The sequence below is a fragment of the Aeromonas popoffii genome (assembly GCF_000820025.1).
GTDB lineage: Bacteria > Pseudomonadota > Gammaproteobacteria > Enterobacterales > Aeromonadaceae > Aeromonas > Aeromonas popoffii.
Map to the genome: position 1 here is coordinate 452 of NZ_CDBI01000002.1, position 16764 is coordinate 17215.

At 60.1% G+C, this 16764-nt stretch carries 13 protein-coding genes and 1 pseudogene; 6 read left to right on the top strand and 8 right to left on the bottom strand.

Annotated elements, in window-relative coordinates; genetic code table 11:
* Both BN1129_RS00530 and BN1129_RS00535 read left to right on the top strand, forming a co-directional pair.
* On the top strand, window positions 1–2507 hold a 2507-nt coding region (locus BN1129_RS00530), incomplete at its 5' end, for an efflux RND transporter permease subunit (protein ID WP_042033818.1).
* 62 nt (window positions 2508–2569) lie between these two features.
* Window positions 2570–2926, top strand: coding sequence for a copper-binding protein (locus BN1129_RS00535; protein ID WP_042033819.1), 357 nt, complete (start codon window positions 2570–2572; stop codon window positions 2924–2926).
* A gap of 92 nt (window positions 2927–3018) precedes the next feature.
* Here BN1129_RS00535 and BN1129_RS00540 read toward each other — a convergent pair whose 3' ends face one another.
* The 3 genes and pseudogenes from BN1129_RS00540 to lplA form a co-directional block, all read right to left on the bottom strand.
* Window positions 3019–3807: a hypothetical protein gene (locus tag BN1129_RS00540; protein WP_042033820.1), complete on the bottom strand. Its 789-nt coding sequence runs from the start codon at window positions 3805–3807 to the stop codon at window positions 3019–3021.
* A gap of 213 nt (window positions 3808–4020) precedes the next feature.
* Window positions 4021–4510 (bottom strand): annotated as a pseudogene (locus tag BN1129_RS24435) (aspartate aminotransferase family protein); the annotation flags it as partial.
* 62 nt (window positions 4511–4572) lie between these two features.
* Window positions 4573–5589 (bottom strand): lipoate--protein ligase, encoded by a 1017-nt coding sequence (gene lplA / locus BN1129_RS00545; RefSeq protein WP_042033821.1) that lies wholly within the window; start codon window positions 5587–5589, stop codon window positions 4573–4575.
* A gap of 443 nt (window positions 5590–6032) precedes the next feature.
* Here lplA and BN1129_RS00550 point away from each other — a divergent pair, with 443 nt between their 5' ends.
* Window positions 6033–8486: a diguanylate cyclase domain-containing protein gene (locus tag BN1129_RS00550; protein WP_042033822.1), complete on the top strand. Its 2454-nt coding sequence runs from the start codon at window positions 6033–6035 to the stop codon at window positions 8484–8486.
* Between the two features lie 99 nt (window positions 8487–8585).
* Here BN1129_RS00550 and BN1129_RS00555 read toward each other — a convergent pair whose 3' ends face one another.
* Both BN1129_RS00555 and BN1129_RS00560 read right to left on the bottom strand, forming a co-directional pair.
* Complete coding sequence (locus BN1129_RS00555) at window positions 8586–9020, bottom strand: YeeE/YedE family protein (RefSeq protein WP_042033823.1); 435 nt, start codon at window positions 9018–9020, stop codon at window positions 8586–8588.
* A gap of 12 nt (window positions 9021–9032) precedes the next feature.
* The gene (locus BN1129_RS00560) at window positions 9033–9446 is read right to left on the bottom strand and encodes a YeeE/YedE family protein (RefSeq protein ID WP_042033824.1); all 414 of its coding nucleotides are present in this window, start codon (window positions 9444–9446) and stop codon (window positions 9033–9035) included.
* 596 nt (window positions 9447–10042) lie between these two features.
* Here BN1129_RS00560 and BN1129_RS00565 point away from each other — a divergent pair.
* Window positions 10043–10417, top strand: a complete 375-nt coding sequence (locus BN1129_RS00565) for a hypothetical protein (RefSeq protein WP_042033825.1) — start codon at window positions 10043–10045, stop codon at window positions 10415–10417.
* A 214-nt stretch (window positions 10418–10631) separates the two neighbouring features.
* A complete protein-coding gene (locus BN1129_RS00570) occupies window positions 10632–11360 on the top strand; it encodes an MgtC/SapB family protein (RefSeq protein ID WP_042033826.1) in 729 nt (242 codons plus the stop codon).
* Between the two features lie 74 nt (window positions 11361–11434).
* On the opposite strand, the gene dnaJ is transcribed toward BN1129_RS00570, so the two are convergent.
* From dnaJ to grpE, 3 genes are all read right to left on the bottom strand, one after another.
* Window positions 11435–12577, bottom strand: a complete 1143-nt coding sequence (dnaJ, locus tag BN1129_RS00575) for a molecular chaperone DnaJ (protein WP_042033827.1) — start codon at window positions 12575–12577, stop codon at window positions 11435–11437.
* A gap of 113 nt (window positions 12578–12690) precedes the next feature.
* A complete protein-coding gene (gene dnaK, locus BN1129_RS00580; protein ID WP_042033828.1) occupies window positions 12691–14616 on the bottom strand; it encodes a molecular chaperone DnaK in 1926 nt (641 codons plus the stop codon).
* Between the two features lie 299 nt (window positions 14617–14915).
* Window positions 14916–15491 carry a nucleotide exchange factor GrpE gene (grpE, locus tag BN1129_RS00585; protein ID WP_042033829.1) on the bottom strand — a complete coding sequence of 192 codons (576 nt, stop codon included), beginning with the start codon at window positions 15489–15491 and terminating at the stop codon, window positions 14916–14918.
* Between the two features lie 266 nt (window positions 15492–15757).
* On the opposite strand from grpE, the gene nadK reads away from it, so the two are divergent.
* Window positions 15758–16642 carry an NAD(+) kinase gene (gene nadK, locus BN1129_RS00590; protein WP_042033830.1) on the top strand — a complete coding sequence of 295 codons (885 nt, stop codon included), beginning with the start codon at window positions 15758–15760 and terminating at the stop codon, window positions 16640–16642.
* Window positions 16643–16764 lie beyond the last annotated feature (122 nt).

A 16764-nucleotide genomic window follows, 5' to 3' on the forward strand; every position in this document is an offset into this window, starting at 1 on the left:
CGGCCATCAAGCAGGGCAATCAGGAGACAGGCGCCTCCGTCATCGAGATGGCGGAAGCGGAGTACATGGTGCGCTCGAATGGCTATTTGAAGAGCGTGGAAGACCTCAAGCAGATCCCACTCGGCACCACTGTGCGCGGCGCCACGCTGCTGCTGGGTGACGTGGCGGATGTGGTCACCGGCCCCCAGATGCGGCGCGGCATAGCCGAACTCAACGGTGAAGGGGAAGTGGTGGGTGGCATCATTGTGATGCGCTATGGCGAGAATGCCCAGCACACCATCGACGGGGTCAAGGCGCGGCTGGCGGAGCTGAAAAGCAGCCTGCCTGAGGGGGTCGAAGTCGTCACCGTCTACGACAGATCCGATCTTATCCAGCGTGCCATCGACAACCTCTCCGGCAAGCTGCTGGAGGAGTTCGCCGTGGTGGTGCTGGTCTGTCTGGCCTTCCTGTTCCACCTGCGCTCGTCACTGGTGGTAGTCATCACCTTGCCCATCGCCATTCTGGTGGCCTTTATCGTCATGCACCTGCAGGGGATCAACGCCAACATCATGTCGCTCGGCGGCATTGCCATCGCCATCGGCGCCATGGTCGATGGCGCCATCGTGATGATCGAGAACGTCCACAAACACATGGAGCGAGAGGCGCTCACCGACAAGAACCGCTGGCGCATCATCACAGAGGCGAGCATAGAGGTGGGGCCCGCCATCTTCTTCTCCCTGCTGATCATCACCATGAGCTTTTTGCCAGTGTTTGCGCTGGAGGCGCAGGAGGGGCGGATGTTCCATCCACTCGCCTACACCAAGACCTACGCCATGGCGGCAGCGGCCGGGCTATCCATCACGCTGGTGCCGGTACTCATGGGCTACTTTATCCGCGGCAAGGTGCTGGCCGAACAAGCCAACCCTCTCAACCGGATGCTGACCCGCAGCTATATTCCGCTGCTCAAGGCCGTGCTGGCACGCCCGAAAACCACGCTCATACTGGCGGCGGTGGTGACGGTAGCGGGCTTCTGGCCGCTCAAGCATCTGGGCTCAGAGTTTATTCCGCCGCTCGATGAGGGGGACATCATGTACATGCCCACCACAGCAGCCAATATCTCGGTGGGCAAGGCGCGGGAGATCTTGCAGCAGACCGACAAGCTCATTCGCACCGTGCCCGAGGTGCAGAACGTGTTCGGCAAGGCGGGGCGCGCCGAGACCGCCACCGATCCCGCCGATCTGGTGATGATGGAGACCAGCATCCAGCTCAAGCCCCGGGATCAGTGGCGCCCCGGCATGACGCCAGAGAAGCTCAAAGAGGAGCTCGACGCCCTCATCCGCTTCCCCGGCCTCACCAACGCCTGGGTGCCCCCCATCAAGACCCGCATCGACATGCTGGCAACCGGCATCAAGACCCCGGTCGGTATCAAGATAGCGGGGCCGGATCTAAAGGTGATCCAGCAGCTCGGCCAGCAGCTCGAGCAGATCGTCGGCAAGGTGGAGGGCGCTTCATCGGTCTACGCCGAGCGGGTAGCCGGTGGCCGCTACATCAAGGTGGATATCGACCGGCTCAAAGCGGCTCGCTACGGCCTCAACATCGCCGATGTGCAGGCGGTGCTTGCCACCGCAGTGGGCGGCATGGAGGTGGGGCAAACCATCGAAGGGCGCGAGCGCTACCCCATCAACCTGCGCTACCCCCAGAGCTATCGCGACTCGGTGGCCAGTCTGGAGCTGCTGCCGGTGGTGACCCCGAGCGGTGCGCGTATCGCCCTGGCGGACGTGGCACGGGTCTACATCAGTGACGAGGCCCCCATGCTGCGCAGCGAGAACGCACGGCTCAACGGCTGGGTCTACGTCGATATTCGCGGCCGCGACATCGGCTCTTTCGTCGCGCAGGCCAAGGCTGAGGTGGACAAGCAGCTGGTGCTGCCGGCGGGTTATGCCCTCACCTGGTCGGGTCAGTACGAATACATGGAGCGGGCCAAGGCGCGCCTCGCCTATGTGGTGCCGCTCACGGTCGCCATTATCGTGCTGCTGCTCTATCTGGCGTTTCGCCGCGTTCAGGAGGTGCTGCTCATTCTCACCACCTTGCCGCTGGCGGTAGTGGGCGGGATCTGGACCCTCTGGCTGCTCGACTTCAACCTCTCGGTGGCGGTCGGGGTGGGCTTTATCGCTCTGGCTGGCGTCGCGGTGGAGACAGGCGTCTTGATGCTGGTCTACCTCAACCACGCCTGGGATGAGCTGGTGGCCAGCGGCAAACCAGACAAGGCGGGTCTGCACCGGGCGGTGATCCAGGGCGCCGCCCTGCGCCTGCGCCCCAAGATGATGACGGTGGTGACCATTATCGCGGGCCTGTTGCCCATCATGTGGAGCCAGGGCACCGGCTCAGAGGTAATGCAGCGCATCGCCGCGCCGATGATCGGCGGCATGGTGAGCGCGCTGGTGCTGACCCTCTTGGTGCTGCCGGCCGCCTACTACCTGTGGCGCAGCCGCAGCCTTGGCAAGACCGAGAACCAGCAAGCCGAATAACCCGATTTCACACCCTTTGTTAATCAACGAAGAGTTTGAATAAACAACTGAAGGAAAACATCATGAACTACAAGACGCTGACCCTGACATTGCTGCTTGGCCTTGCCTCTCTCCAGGCCCAAGCCAAGATGACCATGAACCACGAGGGGCACGATATGTCCCAGATGGAGGGGATGGATATGCAGGCGACGCAAGAGCGGGTGATGACCAAAGGGGTCATCACCCGCCTCGATGAAGCCAGCGGCAAGGTGGGGATCAAACACGAGGCGATAGAGAACCTCAAGATGCCCCCCATGACCATGGTGTTCCTGCTGGCGGATCCCGCTCTGACCAAGGGGTTCAAGGTGGGGGATGTGGTGAGCTTTCTCGTCGAGAACCCGGCCGGCAAGCTGACGGTCACCCAGTTGCAGAAACGGTAACACCAGCAACAGTAAAACGGCGGGATCTTTGCGCCGTTTTACTGTCCTCTTTCCGGCACCCGGATCCTGCTTATCTCTCACCGCAGGCGGATTTACCCGTTCGGGTAAGCCTTGGCTATGTTGGCCTGCGCCACCCCCATCAGCTGGGCTGTGATGTCCTGCAAGACATAGAGATCCCGCCGCCGGGTCCAGGGTTGAGCGGATTGCTCGTCATACCAGACGGGCAGTTCGATCCCCTCCGGAGCATGGCTCGCCACCTTGCGGGCCCGACAGGTCATGATGCAGCGTTTGACGTGATCGCGATGACCGATAACAGCCGCCGTGCCGAGGGTGGCGGGATCACCACCGGCATGATCCCTGACGATGGCCTCGACCACCCCGTCGGTGCTCAGATAGACCAGCTTGCCGTCGGCATCCCAGTAAGGCTCAATGGAGATGACATCCCTGGCCGGAATATCCGGATAGCGGGGCGAGTCGAGGTAACGGGCTATCTCCCACTGCACATACATAGGCATGGCTTTTTGTCGGTAGAGGGCTGCGCAACAGGCGGCCAGGGCCTCGTTCATGGGGCCGGGCTTGGCCAGCTCATCCGGGTTGCCGGAGTCGTTGGGGCGATTGCCAAAGGCAAAGGCGATCAGGGTGCTGGTGTCTGCTATCGCAATCGAGGGCGGCGTCATGTTGAAATTGGCCTCCTCGATGAAGGGACGCAGCTGGCGGGCCGTGTTCTCATCCTTCAGCTCGGCCGTCAACCTGTCGGTCAGGGTGGTACTAAAGTCAGCCGTGATCCCTTCGCTGTCGTTGCTGCTGTTGCACCCGGCGAGGGTGGTGGCCAGGGGGGCACTCAACAGCCCCAGGGTAACTCTGCGTCTGCACTTGTCCATAACGGCTCCTTTTGATGGTATTCACGGCTAAACATCAGCCCGTTGGAATCCATACCGTACTGAAAAAATGCGTCAAAAATAAGTCAGAATGAGATGTAGGAGGGCATAACCTGTGCTGCTTCACGTTTTACGCACAAATCGCAAGTAATTCCTTACGATTCAATTGGTTGCAATAATGTAAAAACACGCAACATGACACAGGCAGACGGCCAGTCAGGGGCAGCCGCGAATGTGCGCGATGAAGGCATCCATCTGCTCACGACCGCAGACCGGGTTCATGAAGACCGCTGTGTCCCCTGCGATATAGGTGTACTTGCCGCACGTGTCGTCGTCAAAGTGGGCGATGGCCTCCACCCGGTTGGTGGAAATCCCACCTTGCCACGCCAGGTAAAGAGGCTGTGGTGATAACCGCTGTTGCGTGGCAGCCGCGCCTTGTGGGCCGTGGCCGGGCTACACACCAGCGCGAAGGCGACAGCGGAAGTAGTGGACATTGTGCCGGCAGTGGGCTGCACGGTGCGATCCCCCCTGGGTAGTTGAGCGCCGCATAGGCATCGAACAGGCCGCTCACCCCCCGTGAACACTCGCAGGTGGAGTGCAAGTGGGTCTGACCCTGAATCTCCCGCTCGAAGCCGGAGACGGTTTCCGGGTCATTCTCCATCACCTTGCGCAAATCCTGCTCTTTTATCATGATGAGCCGTGGCGTCGGCCGGCAACAAGGCGCCGTTGAGCGCCTCTTTTGATGTGCTGCCCGGACAGGAAAAAACCTCAGCGCAACGCGGCCAGCAACCAGCGGGATAGCTCGTCCAGCTCGGCTTGCTGGGCCGGGAAATCGGCCTGCAATTGCGACAGCAGCGCCGCTATGGCCTCGCGGCGATAGGCAAGGCCAACCAGCCGTTCGGCCAGCGCATCCAGCGGCGCCGGATCCAGACTGTCGCTGAAGATCTGCGCCCGGCCTATGACCCCCTTGTCCACATCGAAATGGAGCTCAGCCCCGCCCCAGTCGAAACGCTCGTCCAGCTGATGGCTGAAAGCAGGCGCATGACCAAAATTCCACTCCCAGCTGCGCTGGCGGGCGAAGGTCTCGGCAAATCCGGGCAGGTCCGGCATCCGCTCGGGGGAGATGTGTTCAGGCAGAACGCGCTCGCCGTAATGGGTAAAAAAGGCCTCACAGAGGGCATGACTCAGCTGGTTGTGATCGATACCGGGTAACAGCTCGCACAAGTTGGCCACCCGGCTGCGCACCGAGCTGATACCCTTGGCCGCCAACTTCTTGGGATCTGGATTGAGGTAATTGGCGAGCCGACCCAGATCGGCATCCAGCAGCAGGGTGCCATGATGAAAACCGCGATCTTGCGTCTCCCGATAGGCCGAGCCCGACACCTTGCGATCCCCGTCCGGGGTCGCCACCAGCAGATCGTTGCGCCCGGAGGCAAAGGCACTCACCCCGAGCCGCTTGAGTGCATCCAGCACGATGGCGGTGGAGATACTCTTGTCATAGCCGGGCTTGCCCGCCATGAAGGTGAAGCAGCTGTTGCCAAGGTCGTGAAACACGGCACCGCCCCCACTGCTGCGCCGCGCCAGGGTCACGCCGTCCTCCTCCATCCGGCGGGTATTGCACTCCTTCCAAGGATTTTGGGCGCGGCCAATCACCACCGTATTGGCGTTGCGCCACAGGAAGAGCACCCGCTGGTTCGGGTCCATCTGGCGAAAGATGCACTCCTCCACCGCCAGGTTGAACAAGGGATCGTGAGAGTCAGACAACAAAAGACGCAATCGGGACATGATAGAGCCTCAGCGAGAAGGTAAAGCCCTTATCATACCACCGCAGGCGACCAGGTTTGGGTCCTTGCCAGCTTGCGTCCATGGTTACCGAGTAACAACCGAATGGGATCAATCTGGATACATTCCCACAGCATCAGAAAAGTTTCTTTTGATACGGCGACACAGCTTGACGCATTGCGCCGAAAAAAAAGCAGTCACTCACTATTACTGAGGTAAATAGCAGATAAATACGACTAAAATGCGACCATTTTAATAGGCCATATGGCTCCTTAGTTATTCGCATAATTGACAAAAATACCGAGCATGAAAGCTAAACGTGATAAACGACACAGACATCACTTTTTTTGTCACGGATCCCTGATTCCAGCGCCCTTTCGCCCCCTTGCGGGCAACAAGGAATTATTTGACTCTAGGACCGACCCCGTCTCCCGAGAAGAATGTATATGACAGGCGTAAATTCCTCCCTTCATCGTTTGCTCTGGTATCTGCCAATGCTGGGTTCGGCGATCTTCTACAGCGTCACCTCTCTGCCCCTGAGGGCGGCAGAGCAGGTCGTTGTGCAACTGCCATGGCAACATCAGTTCCAGTTCGCCGGTTATTACGCCGCCCAGTTCAAGGGCTTTTATCGTGATGCTGGTCTGAATGTCGCACTGCGCGCCGCCACGCCGCAGACCAATGTGGTCAACGAGGTGGTGTCAGGCCATGCCCAGTTCGGGATCAGCGGCAGCGACTTGCTGCTCGCCCGTGCCGCAGGTCGTCCGGTCGTGGTACTGGCGGCCATGCTGCAGCACTCGCCGCTGGTCCTGATCTCCCTGGAACGGCCCGACATATTGCAACCCTCGGCGCTCGCGGGCAAACGCCTGATGCTGGAGCCTGGCTCCAAGGAGTTGCTGGTCTATCTCAGCCGCCATGCCCAGCCACACAGCTGGACCAAACTGCCCTATGAACAGGGGCTGCAGGCCTTGCTGACCGGACAGGTGGATGCCATCAGCGCCTACAGCACCACAGAGCCCTTTCAGCTAGCCCAGATGGGGCTCTCCTACCGGGTGTTCTCCCCCCGCGATATCGACGTTGACTTCTACGGCGACAATCTGTTTACCTCGGAGCATGAGCTGACGAGCAGGCCGGAGCGGGTCTATGCGTTCCAGCAGGCCAGCCTCAAGGGATGGCGTTACGCCATGGAAAACCCGGAGGAGATGATCAACTGGATCATGGAGAACTATCCCAGCGGTTACGGCCGTGAGCAGCTGGAGTTCGAAGCCCGTGAAACCAGGGAGCTGATGCAGCCAGATCTTATCGCGCCCGGCTACATGCAACCCGAGCGATGGCAGCAGATCGCCAGGACCTATCTGGAGGCGGGCTTGCTCAGCTCCCTGCCCGATCTGGAGCGCTTCCTCTACAACCCGGACCGGGAGCGCATGCGCCAGCTGCGGCTGCTGTTCGACAAGAGCGTGGCCGTCGCCATGCTGATCACCTTCACCCTGCTGACTCTGCTCGGCATCTTCTGCCATCTCTATCTGCGTCTGCGTCAGGAGGCCCGGGATCGGCTGCGGCTCACCCGTGAACTGGCCCAGAGCGAAGAGCACTACCGGTTCGTGGCGGAGAACAGCGCAGACGTTATCTGGACCATGGATACCGCCACTCTGCGCCTTCGCTATGTCAGCCCGGCCATCCAGCCCCTGAGCGGCTATGAGGCGCTCGACATCCTCGGCCTGCCCCTCAAACTGCTGATCCCGGAAACCTCCAGAAAACAGCTGCGCGATGAGCTCAGTGACTCCCTCGCAGCCTGGCAACGGGGCGACCACGAGCAAACCCGCTGCGTGATCCGCACCCAGGTGAGGCACAAGGAGGGACATCTGGTGGCGACCGAGACCATCACCACCTTGCACGGCAACGAGCAAGGCCAGCCCGATGCCATCCTGGGGGTCACCCGCGACATCACGGAACGCGCCGCCAGCGAGGAGATGATGCATCGCCTCGCCTTCTATGATCCGCTCACCAACCTGCCCAACCGTCGCCTGTTGCAACTGCGGCTGACAGAGGCCATGGCCGATGAGGGGAGAGAGCTGGCGCTGATGTTCATCGATCTGGATCACTTCAAACCGATCAATGACACCTTTGGTCATGAGACCGGGGATGTGCTGCTCAACATGGTGGCCGAACGCATGCGCCACTGCGTGCGGGAACAAGATCTGGTGGCCCGTCTCGGGGGAGATGAGTTCGTGATCCTGCTGCCCGATACCCGTGACGAGGCGCTGGCGGTGGCGGATCATCTGCACCAGAGCCTGCGTCATCCGTTCCGGATGGATGAAGAGCAGGAGTTGCGGATCTCCAGCAGCATAGGAGTGGCGCTCTACCCGGAACATGGCACGGATCCGAAGACCCTGATGCACCATGCCGATCAGGCCATGTATCAGGCCAAGGGACGGGGCCGTGGCCGGGTCTGCCTGTTTACCGCCGGGCTGGATCCCGAACTGGGCTCACTGCTGTGGCAAAACAGCCACGAGTGTGGCCATCCCCGCATCGATGCCGAGCATCGCCAGCTCTTCGTGCTGACCAACCGGCTGCTGGAGCGCATGAAAGACAACTGCGAGCACCCGGCCCTCTATCTGGAAAGTCTGGAAGGGTTGTTTGAGATGGCGCGCCACCACTTCGCCTTCGAGGAGCAGGTGCTGGCCGAGCTGGACTATGCCGAGCTGGCCAGCCACCAGCAGGACCACCAGCGGCTGCTGCACAGGGCAAGCCAGCTGATGACCGCCGCCAGGGCCGGCGAGCTTGGCAACGACGAATTACTCAACTTCATCATTCAGGAGCTGGTTGTCGGCCACATGAGCCAGGCCGACCGACGCTACTTCCCACTGATGAAAGGACGCGGACTCAGCGCGCCCGCCACCTGAAGGTGTGACAGTAGAGGGCCACCCGGGTGGCCCTCTCGCAATTGCGCCTTCCTGACCCCTGCACGGGTGCCGGGACTGCGGGATCATGGCGCCGAGGGATCAGGTGCTGCGGGCTTGTCGCAGCGTCATCCATACCCTGTCCACCAGCAGGATCCCGTTCACCATGGCCGCCACAAACAACAATATCATGGGCTGCCCGCTGGAAATGAGACTCAAGGCTGGCCCTGGGCAGATGCCCGCCAAGCCCCATCCGATGCCGAACAGGGCCGAGCCACCGATGAGGCGACTGTCCACCTGCCGAGCCAGGCTGAACGAATATGGCTCACCAAGCAGGCTCTGGCGGCTCGGTTTGACCAGCAGAAAGTAGCCAGGCATGAACACCAGCAGGGCGCCCCCCATCACGAAGGCCAGGCTGGGATCCCAAGTGCCCGCCACGTCGAGAAAGCCGATGACCCGCGCCGGATCCACCATGCCGGAGATGGCAAGGCCGAGCCCGAACAGCAGACCGGCCAACAGACTGATAAAGAGTTTCATCTCATCGCCTCGTTACAACAGATGCAGGGTGACAAACACGGTGAGGGCACCGGTTGCCATGAAGGTGAGGGTGGCAAGGATGGATCGCACCGAGAGCCGCCCCATGCCACATATGCCATGACCGCTGGTGCAACCATTGCCAAGACGGGTACCGACCCCGACCAGCAGCCCCGCCAGCAACACCAGCGGCCAGGCCGGCAGGGTATCGAGGCTCGGCAGCCGGGCCCAGTTCAGGCGAAACGCCAGCCAGGCACCCGCCCCCAATCCCAGCAGAAACAGCCAGCACCAGGCGTGCCTGTGTTCCATGGCTGCCGCCAGCATGCCGCTGATCCCGGCCACCTTGCCGTTGAACAGCATCAGCATCAGGGCGGAGAGCCCCACCAGCATGCCCCCGGCCAGGGCAAGCAACCATTGGGTTTCAAACATCAGGACACCTCGTCGTCTTGGGAGTGGCAAAAATGGGTGCACAACAGGGCCAGCACATTCACCGCCTCGCTGGCATACCGAGTCATCTCATCGACAGTGTGCATTGGCATAAATTAGCAGTTGCTTATATTAAGCTTTATTCTATAAATAAAACCTAAATTAGCAATGTCTAATTTTGTGAGGGCCTGAACCGTCGGCATGGCCGTGGATCATGGCTGGCTCCTGGGGGGGTTAATACCTTGGCCGGGCAGGTATGGAGGTAGCCAAGCGACTCAGATTATTGACAAACTTGTATCTAAATATTGCTGAACGTGGATAAGGCTTTACCTCATTGCTCTGGATGAGTACCATTTGGCCGTTCATCAACAGCGGAGACCATCAGTGGGCAATTCATCAAGTGACAGTTGTAGACCGACCCAATCAGTCGGCCCCCTGGTCGCGAGATAGCCGCAGGTCTTCCTCTGCCGCGCTCTCGCAACCCTGCGAGAAGCGGAAATCCACTCCCCTCTTCTCTTTTTACACTTGACGTCAGGTGACCCAAGCCCAGGCCTGGACACCTTGCCTGCATAGTTTCTGCTTCCCACAAGGAGGCTGCTATGCGTTTTATTTCAACCAAATCTGGATCCACTCAGACTCATACCCTGCTGAGCAAGCTCGGCCGTGGTTTGTGGCCACTCTGGCTGCGCCCCAAACCGGATCAGCACCACTACAGGTTGCAGATCCGTTGTCAGGATCGCGCCGACATGGAGCGAGTGCTCGACATGGTGACTCATACCCTGCAACCGGCCGGGCTGCGTCCCATGCAGTCCCTGAGGCCAGGGCGCAGCGGGGGTCGGGAGCTGGTGCTCAATCTGTACTGCACACCGCCCCAGCGCCGTTACCTGGTGCAGTTCGTGCACCAGGTCGGGGTCGCCCATCCGGTGCGCTGGGAGCTGCATCCCCGTCACGACGCCGAGCCCCTGCTCAACTAACCGGGATGGGGTATATCGGGGCCAGCCATGCTGGCCCCTTTACATCTGACCCGGCTATCTGCACGCCATTCTGAGCGCGGGCCCGTTTGACCGTGGCCCGTTGTCATTTCCCATGATGGCCTTCACCGCGCGCACCTCTGCGATTCATCAAGCATGCCCATTGGGCCTCCTATCCTGCATGCCGAAGGCCATATCAAACCAGAAGGAGTACGCCATGAGAATGTGGCAGCAACTTGACATGATTTCCCTGCTCGACACCCTGGCCAGCCTCCTGCTGGCCTTTGTGCTGGGCTGCCTGGTCGGGCTGGAGCGCCAGTACCGCCAACGTACCGCGGGCCTTCGCACCAACGTGCTGGTCGCCGTGGGGGCGGCCCTGTTCGTCAGTCTGGCCCAGCGCATCTATGACCTGCACGGCGGCAGCTACAACGTGGTCCATGTGGTGGCCTATATCGTCTCCGGCATCGGCTTTCTCGGCGCCGGTGTCATCATGCGTGAGTCGGGCAATATCCGCGGCATCAACACAGCTGCCACCCTGTGGGGCGTGGCGGCTGTGGGGGCAGCCAGCGGGGCCGGGCTTGCGATGGAGGCAGTGCTCGGCGCCCTCTTCGTGCTGGCCGCCAACACCCTGCTGCGCCCCCTGGTCAACCAGATCAACCGCCGTCCGGTGGACAATACCGATACAGAGGTGACTTACAGGGTCACGGCCCTCGCCGAGCGCGGGTATCAGAAGGAGGTGTTGCACTGGCTCGAAGAGATGATGGAACAGGCCAACTACCCCTTGAGCGAGCTGGACATAGAGCCGTTCGGTGAACAGGATCTGGAGATCTCCGCTGTGCTGCTGGCCACCTCCATCGACGGCAACGAGCTGGATGCCCTGATGGTGAAACTGGCCATTCATCCCCATATCAAGCAGGTGTTCTGGCGCGCCAGCACCACGGATTGAACAATGAGGCGCGCCGTAAAAAGGCGCAAAAAAAAAGCCGGCACAGAGGCCGGCTTTGCTGGAATGCGCTGAGATCAGCGGGTCAGGTCGTCGAAGAAGCGTTTCACCCCTTCGAAGAAGCCTTCCGATTTCGGCTTGTGGGTCTTGGCAGCGGCACCGCTGAACGACTCGTCCAGCTGGCGCAGCAGCTCTTTTTGGGACTCGGTCAGCTTGACCGGGGTCTCGACCACCACCTTGCACATCAGATCGCCCACCTGGCCGGAGCGCACGGACTTGACGCCCTTGCCCCGCATGCGGAACATCTTGCCGGTCTGGGTCTCGGGAGTGACCTTCAGCTTGACGCGACCATCCAGGGTCGGCACTTCAATCTCGCCGCCGAGCGCGGCGGCGGTGAAGCTGATGGGCACTTCGCAGTAAAGGTTGTTACCGTCACGCACGAAGATCTCGTGCTCCTTGACGTGTACCTGAACGTAGAGATCTCCGGCCGGTGCGCCAGCTTCCCCCGCCTCCCCTTCGCCGGAGAGACGGATGCGATCACCGGTATCGACGCCCGCCGGAATTTTCACTGACAGTGTCTTGGTCTTCTGGTAGCGACCATCGCCATGGCACTTGCGGCACGGATCCTTGATGATCTTGCCGCGACCGTGACAGTGCGGACAGGCTTGCTGCACCGCAAAGAAGCCCTGACGCATCTGCACCTGACCGGCACCGTGGCAGGTCGGGCACGTCTGGGCATGGCTGCCGGTGTGAGCACCCGAGCCGTTGCAGACCTCGCAGTGGACCAGAGTCGGTACCTTGATCTCCTTGGAGACACCGCGCACCGCTTCTTCCAGGGTCAGCTCCATGGTGTAGCGCAGGTCGGAACCCCGGGCAGGACCACGACGCCCACCGCCGTTGCGGCCACCAAAGATGTCGCCAAAAATGTCGCCGAACGCATCACCGAAATCGGCTCCACCGCCAAAGCCACCGTGACCACCGCCACCCTGGCTCTGATCCACGCCAGCATGACCGTACTGGTCATAACGGGCCCGCAGATTTTCGTCGGTCAGGACCTCATAGGCTTCCTTGACCTCTTTAAACTTCTCTTCGGATACGGCATCACCCTGGTTGCGATCCGGGTGAAACTTCATCGCCAGACGCTTGTACGCCTTCTTGATCTCGCGCTCATCGGCATCTTTCGATACCCCGAGCACTTCATAGAAATCGCGCTTTGACATACTGATCCTGTTGCTACGTAAACAGTTATGCAGACGGGCGTTGGTCACCCAACGCCCGTAAATTCATCGTTCAAGCCGATGGGTAGAGCGAGCTCTACCCATCTGGGTGTGGCTTATTTCTTCTCGTCTTTCACTTCTTCGAACTCGGCGTCGACCACGTCGTCGTCAGCCTTGGCAGAAGAAGAGGACTGGCCGGCATCGGCGCCAGCACCCTGAGCCTGGGCTTGCTGCTGGGCAATTTCCATCAGCTTCTGGGAGGCTTCCATCAGCGCCTGTTGCTTGGCTTCGATGACTGCCTTGTCGTCACCCTTGATGACGGCTTCCAGCTCGCTCAATGCAGTCTCGATCTTGGTCTTGTCGTCGGCAGGCAGGGCGTCACCGGCTTCGGTTACCTGCTTGCGGACCGAGTGGACCAGACCGTCAGCCTGGTTGCGGGTCTGCACCAGCTCTTCAAACTTCTTGTCTTCAGCCGCGTTGGCTTCCGCCTCGCGTACCATGCGTTCGATCTCTTCATCAGACAGACCGGAGGAAGCCTGGATGGTGATCTTCTGCTCCTTGTTGGTCTCCTTGTCTTTGGCAGAGACGTGCAGGATGCCGTTGGCATCGATATCAAAGGTCACTTCGATCTGCGGCAAGCCACGCTGAGCGGGACGGATACCTTCCAGGTTGAACTGGCCCAGGGACTTGTTGTCGCTGGCGCGCTTGCGCTCACCCTGCAGCACGTGAATGGTCACGGCAGACTGGTTGTCTTCGGCAGTGGAGAACACCTGGGACTTTTTGGTCGGGATAGTGGTGTTCTTCTCGATCAGCGCCGTCATCACGCTGCCCATGGTTTCAATACCCAGAGAGAGCGGGGTCACGTCCAGCAGCAGTACGTCGGTCTTCTCACCGGACAGTACGGCGCCCTGGATGGCAGCACCCATGGCCACGGCTTCGTCCGGGTTGACGTCTTTACGCGGCTCTTTGCCAAAGAACTCGGCAACGGTCTTTTGCACCATCGGCATGCGGGTCTGACCGCCTACCAGGATGACGTCGTCGATCTCGCCAACGGCCAGACCTGAGTCTTTCAGGGCGGTACGAACTGGCTCGAGCGAATCCTTCACCATGTCTTCCACCAGGGATTCCAGCTTGGCGCGGGTCACCTTGATGTTCATGTGCTTGGGACCTGTGGCATCTGCAGTGATATACGGCAGGTTCACGTCGGTCTGCTGGGCAGAAGAGAGCTCAATCTTGGCTTTCTCGGCCGCATCTTTCAGACGCTGCAGAGCCAGCTGGTCGTTGCGCAGGTCGATGCCCTGCTCACGCTTGAACTCGTCGACCAGATAGTTGATGACACGGTTGTCGAAGTCTTCACCACCCAGGTGGGTGTTACCGTTGGTCGCCAGAACTTCGAAGGTGGTCTCGCCTTCGACTTCGTCGATCTCGATGATGGAGATATCGAAAGTACCGCCACCCAGGTCATATACGGCAACCTTGCGCTCGCCCTTGACCTTGTTCACGCCGTAAGCGAAAGCAGCAGCAGTCGGTTCGTTGATGATGCGTTTTACATCCAGACCCGCGATGCGACCGGCATCTTTGGTCGCCTGACGCTGGGCATCGTTGAAGTAGGCCGGCACTGTGATAACGGCTTCGGTCACCGGCTCGCCCAGGTAATCCTCGGCGGTCTTCTTCATCTTCTTCAGCACTTCGGCAGAGATCTGCGGCGGCGCCATTTTCTTGCCTTTCACTTCAACCCAGGCATCACCATTGTCAGCCTTGGCGATGGCGTACGGCATGATCTTCAGGTCACGCTGAACTTCTTCATCTTCGAAACGGCGACCGATCAGACGCTTGATGGCGAACAGGGTGTTCTTCGGGTTGGTGATGGCCTGACGCTTGGCCGGCTGACCAACCAGGATCTCGCCATCATCGGCATAGGCAATGATGGACGGAGTAGTACGATCGCCTTCTGCGTTCTCGATCACGCGAGCAGTGTCGCCATCCAGAATAGCGACGCAGGAGTTGGTAGTACCCAAGTCAATACCGATGATTTTACCCATTTGACGAATCTCCAAATACTTTGAATAAACTGGCGAGGTACTCGCCTTAATGCGTTAACGGCTAGGTGGGGGCAGCCAGTGTGGCTTTCAAGCTCCCGGCATCAAATTTTTTGTGCCGCCGCGACCTTGCAACCTATATGGGGTCTCAAGTTGACGCTTCAAGCCCCGCCCTCAAAAAACCGCGCATTCTTGCCCTGTTTACGGGAAAATGCTTGCCAAATGGCGCCATTTAATACGCATAATGGCGCCGCGACGAATAAAAAGCCCGCCGAGCGGCGGGCTCAGCACTGCAATGGTACTCAGGCCGGTGCCTTGGAGACCATCACCATGGCCGGACGGATCACCCGACCGTTGAGGTCGTAGCCCTTCTGCATCACAGCGATGACGGTGTTCGGTGCCACATCGGCACTCGGCACCATGCTCATCGCCTGATGGGCGTTGGGATCGAACGGCTGATTGAGCGGATCCAGCGGATTCAGACCAAACTTGCCCACCGAGCTCTGCATGGATTTGAGGGTCAGCTCGACCCCTTCGATCATGGGCTTGAGGGCATCGTTCTCTTTGTCGGCCAACTCGATGGCGCGCTCCAGGTTGTCCAGCACCGGCAGCAGTTCGCCAGCGAATTTCTCCAGCGCGAACTTGTGAGCCTTCTCCACGTCCTGAGCGGCACGGCGACGCAGGTTTTCCATCTCGGCGACGGCGCGAATGGCGCGCTCACGCTCTTCGAGGGAGGCCTGCTGGGCAGCTTCCAGCTGCGCTTCCAGTTCGGCAATGCGGGCCTGCTCGGCTGTCACTTCACTGTCTACATCGGTCGGCTCGACTGGCTGGACTTCCACTTGCTCCATCGCTTCAACTTTTTGTTCTTCGTGGTTCATGACATCTCCAATTTCAGGGTTGCTTGTTAGGGTCTGTTGACATCCGGGTGCGCGACAAGTCGGTAACAGACCCTGTAATGGCGCTATTATGGGGACGCAGCCTCGGCTTTCAAGGGGAAAAGGGCGCTATCGTCGCCAATGAGCCGAGCTAACGGGTAAATTGCCACTTTTCATGGCGCTATGCCCACCAGGATACGCTGGCAGCAGACAAATCCCCCACAAAGCGCGGTATACTCCCCCAATACTCATCCCAGACCCGACAGCATATGGATTCTCCGTTCAATACCATTGCCCTGATTGGCAAACCCCACCACGAAGGGGCTAACCAGACCCTGACCGGCTTGCATCAATATCTCACTACCCGAGGTTTTCGGGTGCTGGTAGAGAGCCGGGTGGCCCACACCCTCGGCATCATGGATGAGAACGTGATGGATCTGGTCCAACTCGGTGAGCTGGCGGATCTGGCCATCGTCGTCGGCGGGGATGGCAACATGCTGGGGGCGGCCCGGGTGCTGTCACGGTTTGATGTGGCGGTGATCGGCGTGAACCGGGGCAATCTCGGCTTTTTAACCGACCTGTCGCCGCAGGATTACCTGCTGCCACTGGAGCAGGTGCTCTCCGGCCACTACAAGAGTGAACACCGCTTCCTGCTGGAAGCCGCCGTCTATCGCCATGGGGAGCGCAAATCGCGCAATCTGGCGGTGAACGAAGCCGTGCTGCACCCGGGCAAGATCGCTCACATGATCGAGTTTGAGGTCTACATCGATGGCAGTTTTATGTACAGTCAACGATCGGACGGCATCATAGTGGCCACCCCGACCGGCTCCACCGCCTACTCGCTGTCAGCAGGCGGCCCCATCCTTACCCCCAAGCTCAACGCCATCACGCTGGTGCCTATGTTTCCGCACACCCTCAGCAGCCGCCCCATCGTGCTGGATGCGGACAGCGAGGTGCGGCTGCTGGTCTCGCCAGACAATCAGGATGACGCCATACAGGTGAGCTGCGACGGTCAGGTAACCCTGGCGGTGCATCCGGGGGACGAGATCCTCATCAAGAAGAGCAGCCACAAGCTGCACCTGGTACACCCGCTCGATTACAGCTACTTTCACGTGCTGCGCAATAAGCTCGGTTGGGGCAGCAAGCTGTTCTAAAGGACAAGAACAGTGCCGGACTGGCTGAGCGCCACCTCGCTGCGCAGCCAGTCGCTAAAGGCACGAAAGCGCGGCCGCTCACGGTTCTCCCGCGGCGAGATCAGCTCGTAATTGCGCCCGGC

What these genes read in the sequence shown, in the direction of transcription:
- BN1129_RS00555 (WP_042033823.1), bottom strand. Translation starts at nt 9,020, where the DNA reads ATGAAACTCTTTATCAGTCTGTTGGCCGGTCTGCTGTTCGGGCTCGGC.
- lplA (WP_042033821.1), bottom strand. Translation starts at nt 5,589, where the DNA reads ATGTCCCGATTGCGTCTTTTGTTGTCTGACTCTCACGATCCCTTGTTC.
- BN1129_RS00540 (WP_042033820.1), bottom strand. Translation starts at nt 3,807, where the DNA reads ATGGACAAGTGCAGACGCAGAGTTACCCTGGGGCTGTTGAGTGCCCCC.
- BN1129_RS00535 (WP_042033819.1), top strand. Translation starts at nt 2,570, where the DNA reads ATGAACTACAAGACGCTGACCCTGACATTGCTGCTTGGCCTTGCCTCT.
- nadK (WP_042033830.1), top strand. Translation starts at nt 15,758, where the DNA reads ATGGATTCTCCGTTCAATACCATTGCCCTGATTGGCAAACCCCACCAC.
- dnaJ (WP_042033827.1), bottom strand. Translation starts at nt 12,577, where the DNA reads ATGTCAAAGCGCGATTTCTATGAAGTGCTCGGGGTATCGAAAGATGCC.
- grpE (WP_042033829.1), bottom strand. Translation starts at nt 15,491, where the DNA reads ATGAACCACGAAGAACAAAAAGTTGAAGCGATGGAGCAAGTGGAAGTC.
- dnaK (WP_042033828.1), bottom strand. Translation starts at nt 14,616, where the DNA reads ATGGGTAAAATCATCGGTATTGACTTGGGTACTACCAACTCCTGCGTC.
- BN1129_RS00570 (WP_042033826.1), top strand. Translation starts at nt 10,632, where the DNA reads ATGAGAATGTGGCAGCAACTTGACATGATTTCCCTGCTCGACACCCTG.
- BN1129_RS00565 (WP_042033825.1), top strand. Translation starts at nt 10,043, where the DNA reads ATGCGTTTTATTTCAACCAAATCTGGATCCACTCAGACTCATACCCTG.
- BN1129_RS00560 (WP_042033824.1), bottom strand. Translation starts at nt 9,446, where the DNA reads ATGTTTGAAACCCAATGGTTGCTTGCCCTGGCCGGGGGCATGCTGGTG.
- BN1129_RS00550 (WP_042033822.1), top strand. Translation starts at nt 6,033, where the DNA reads ATGACAGGCGTAAATTCCTCCCTTCATCGTTTGCTCTGGTATCTGCCA.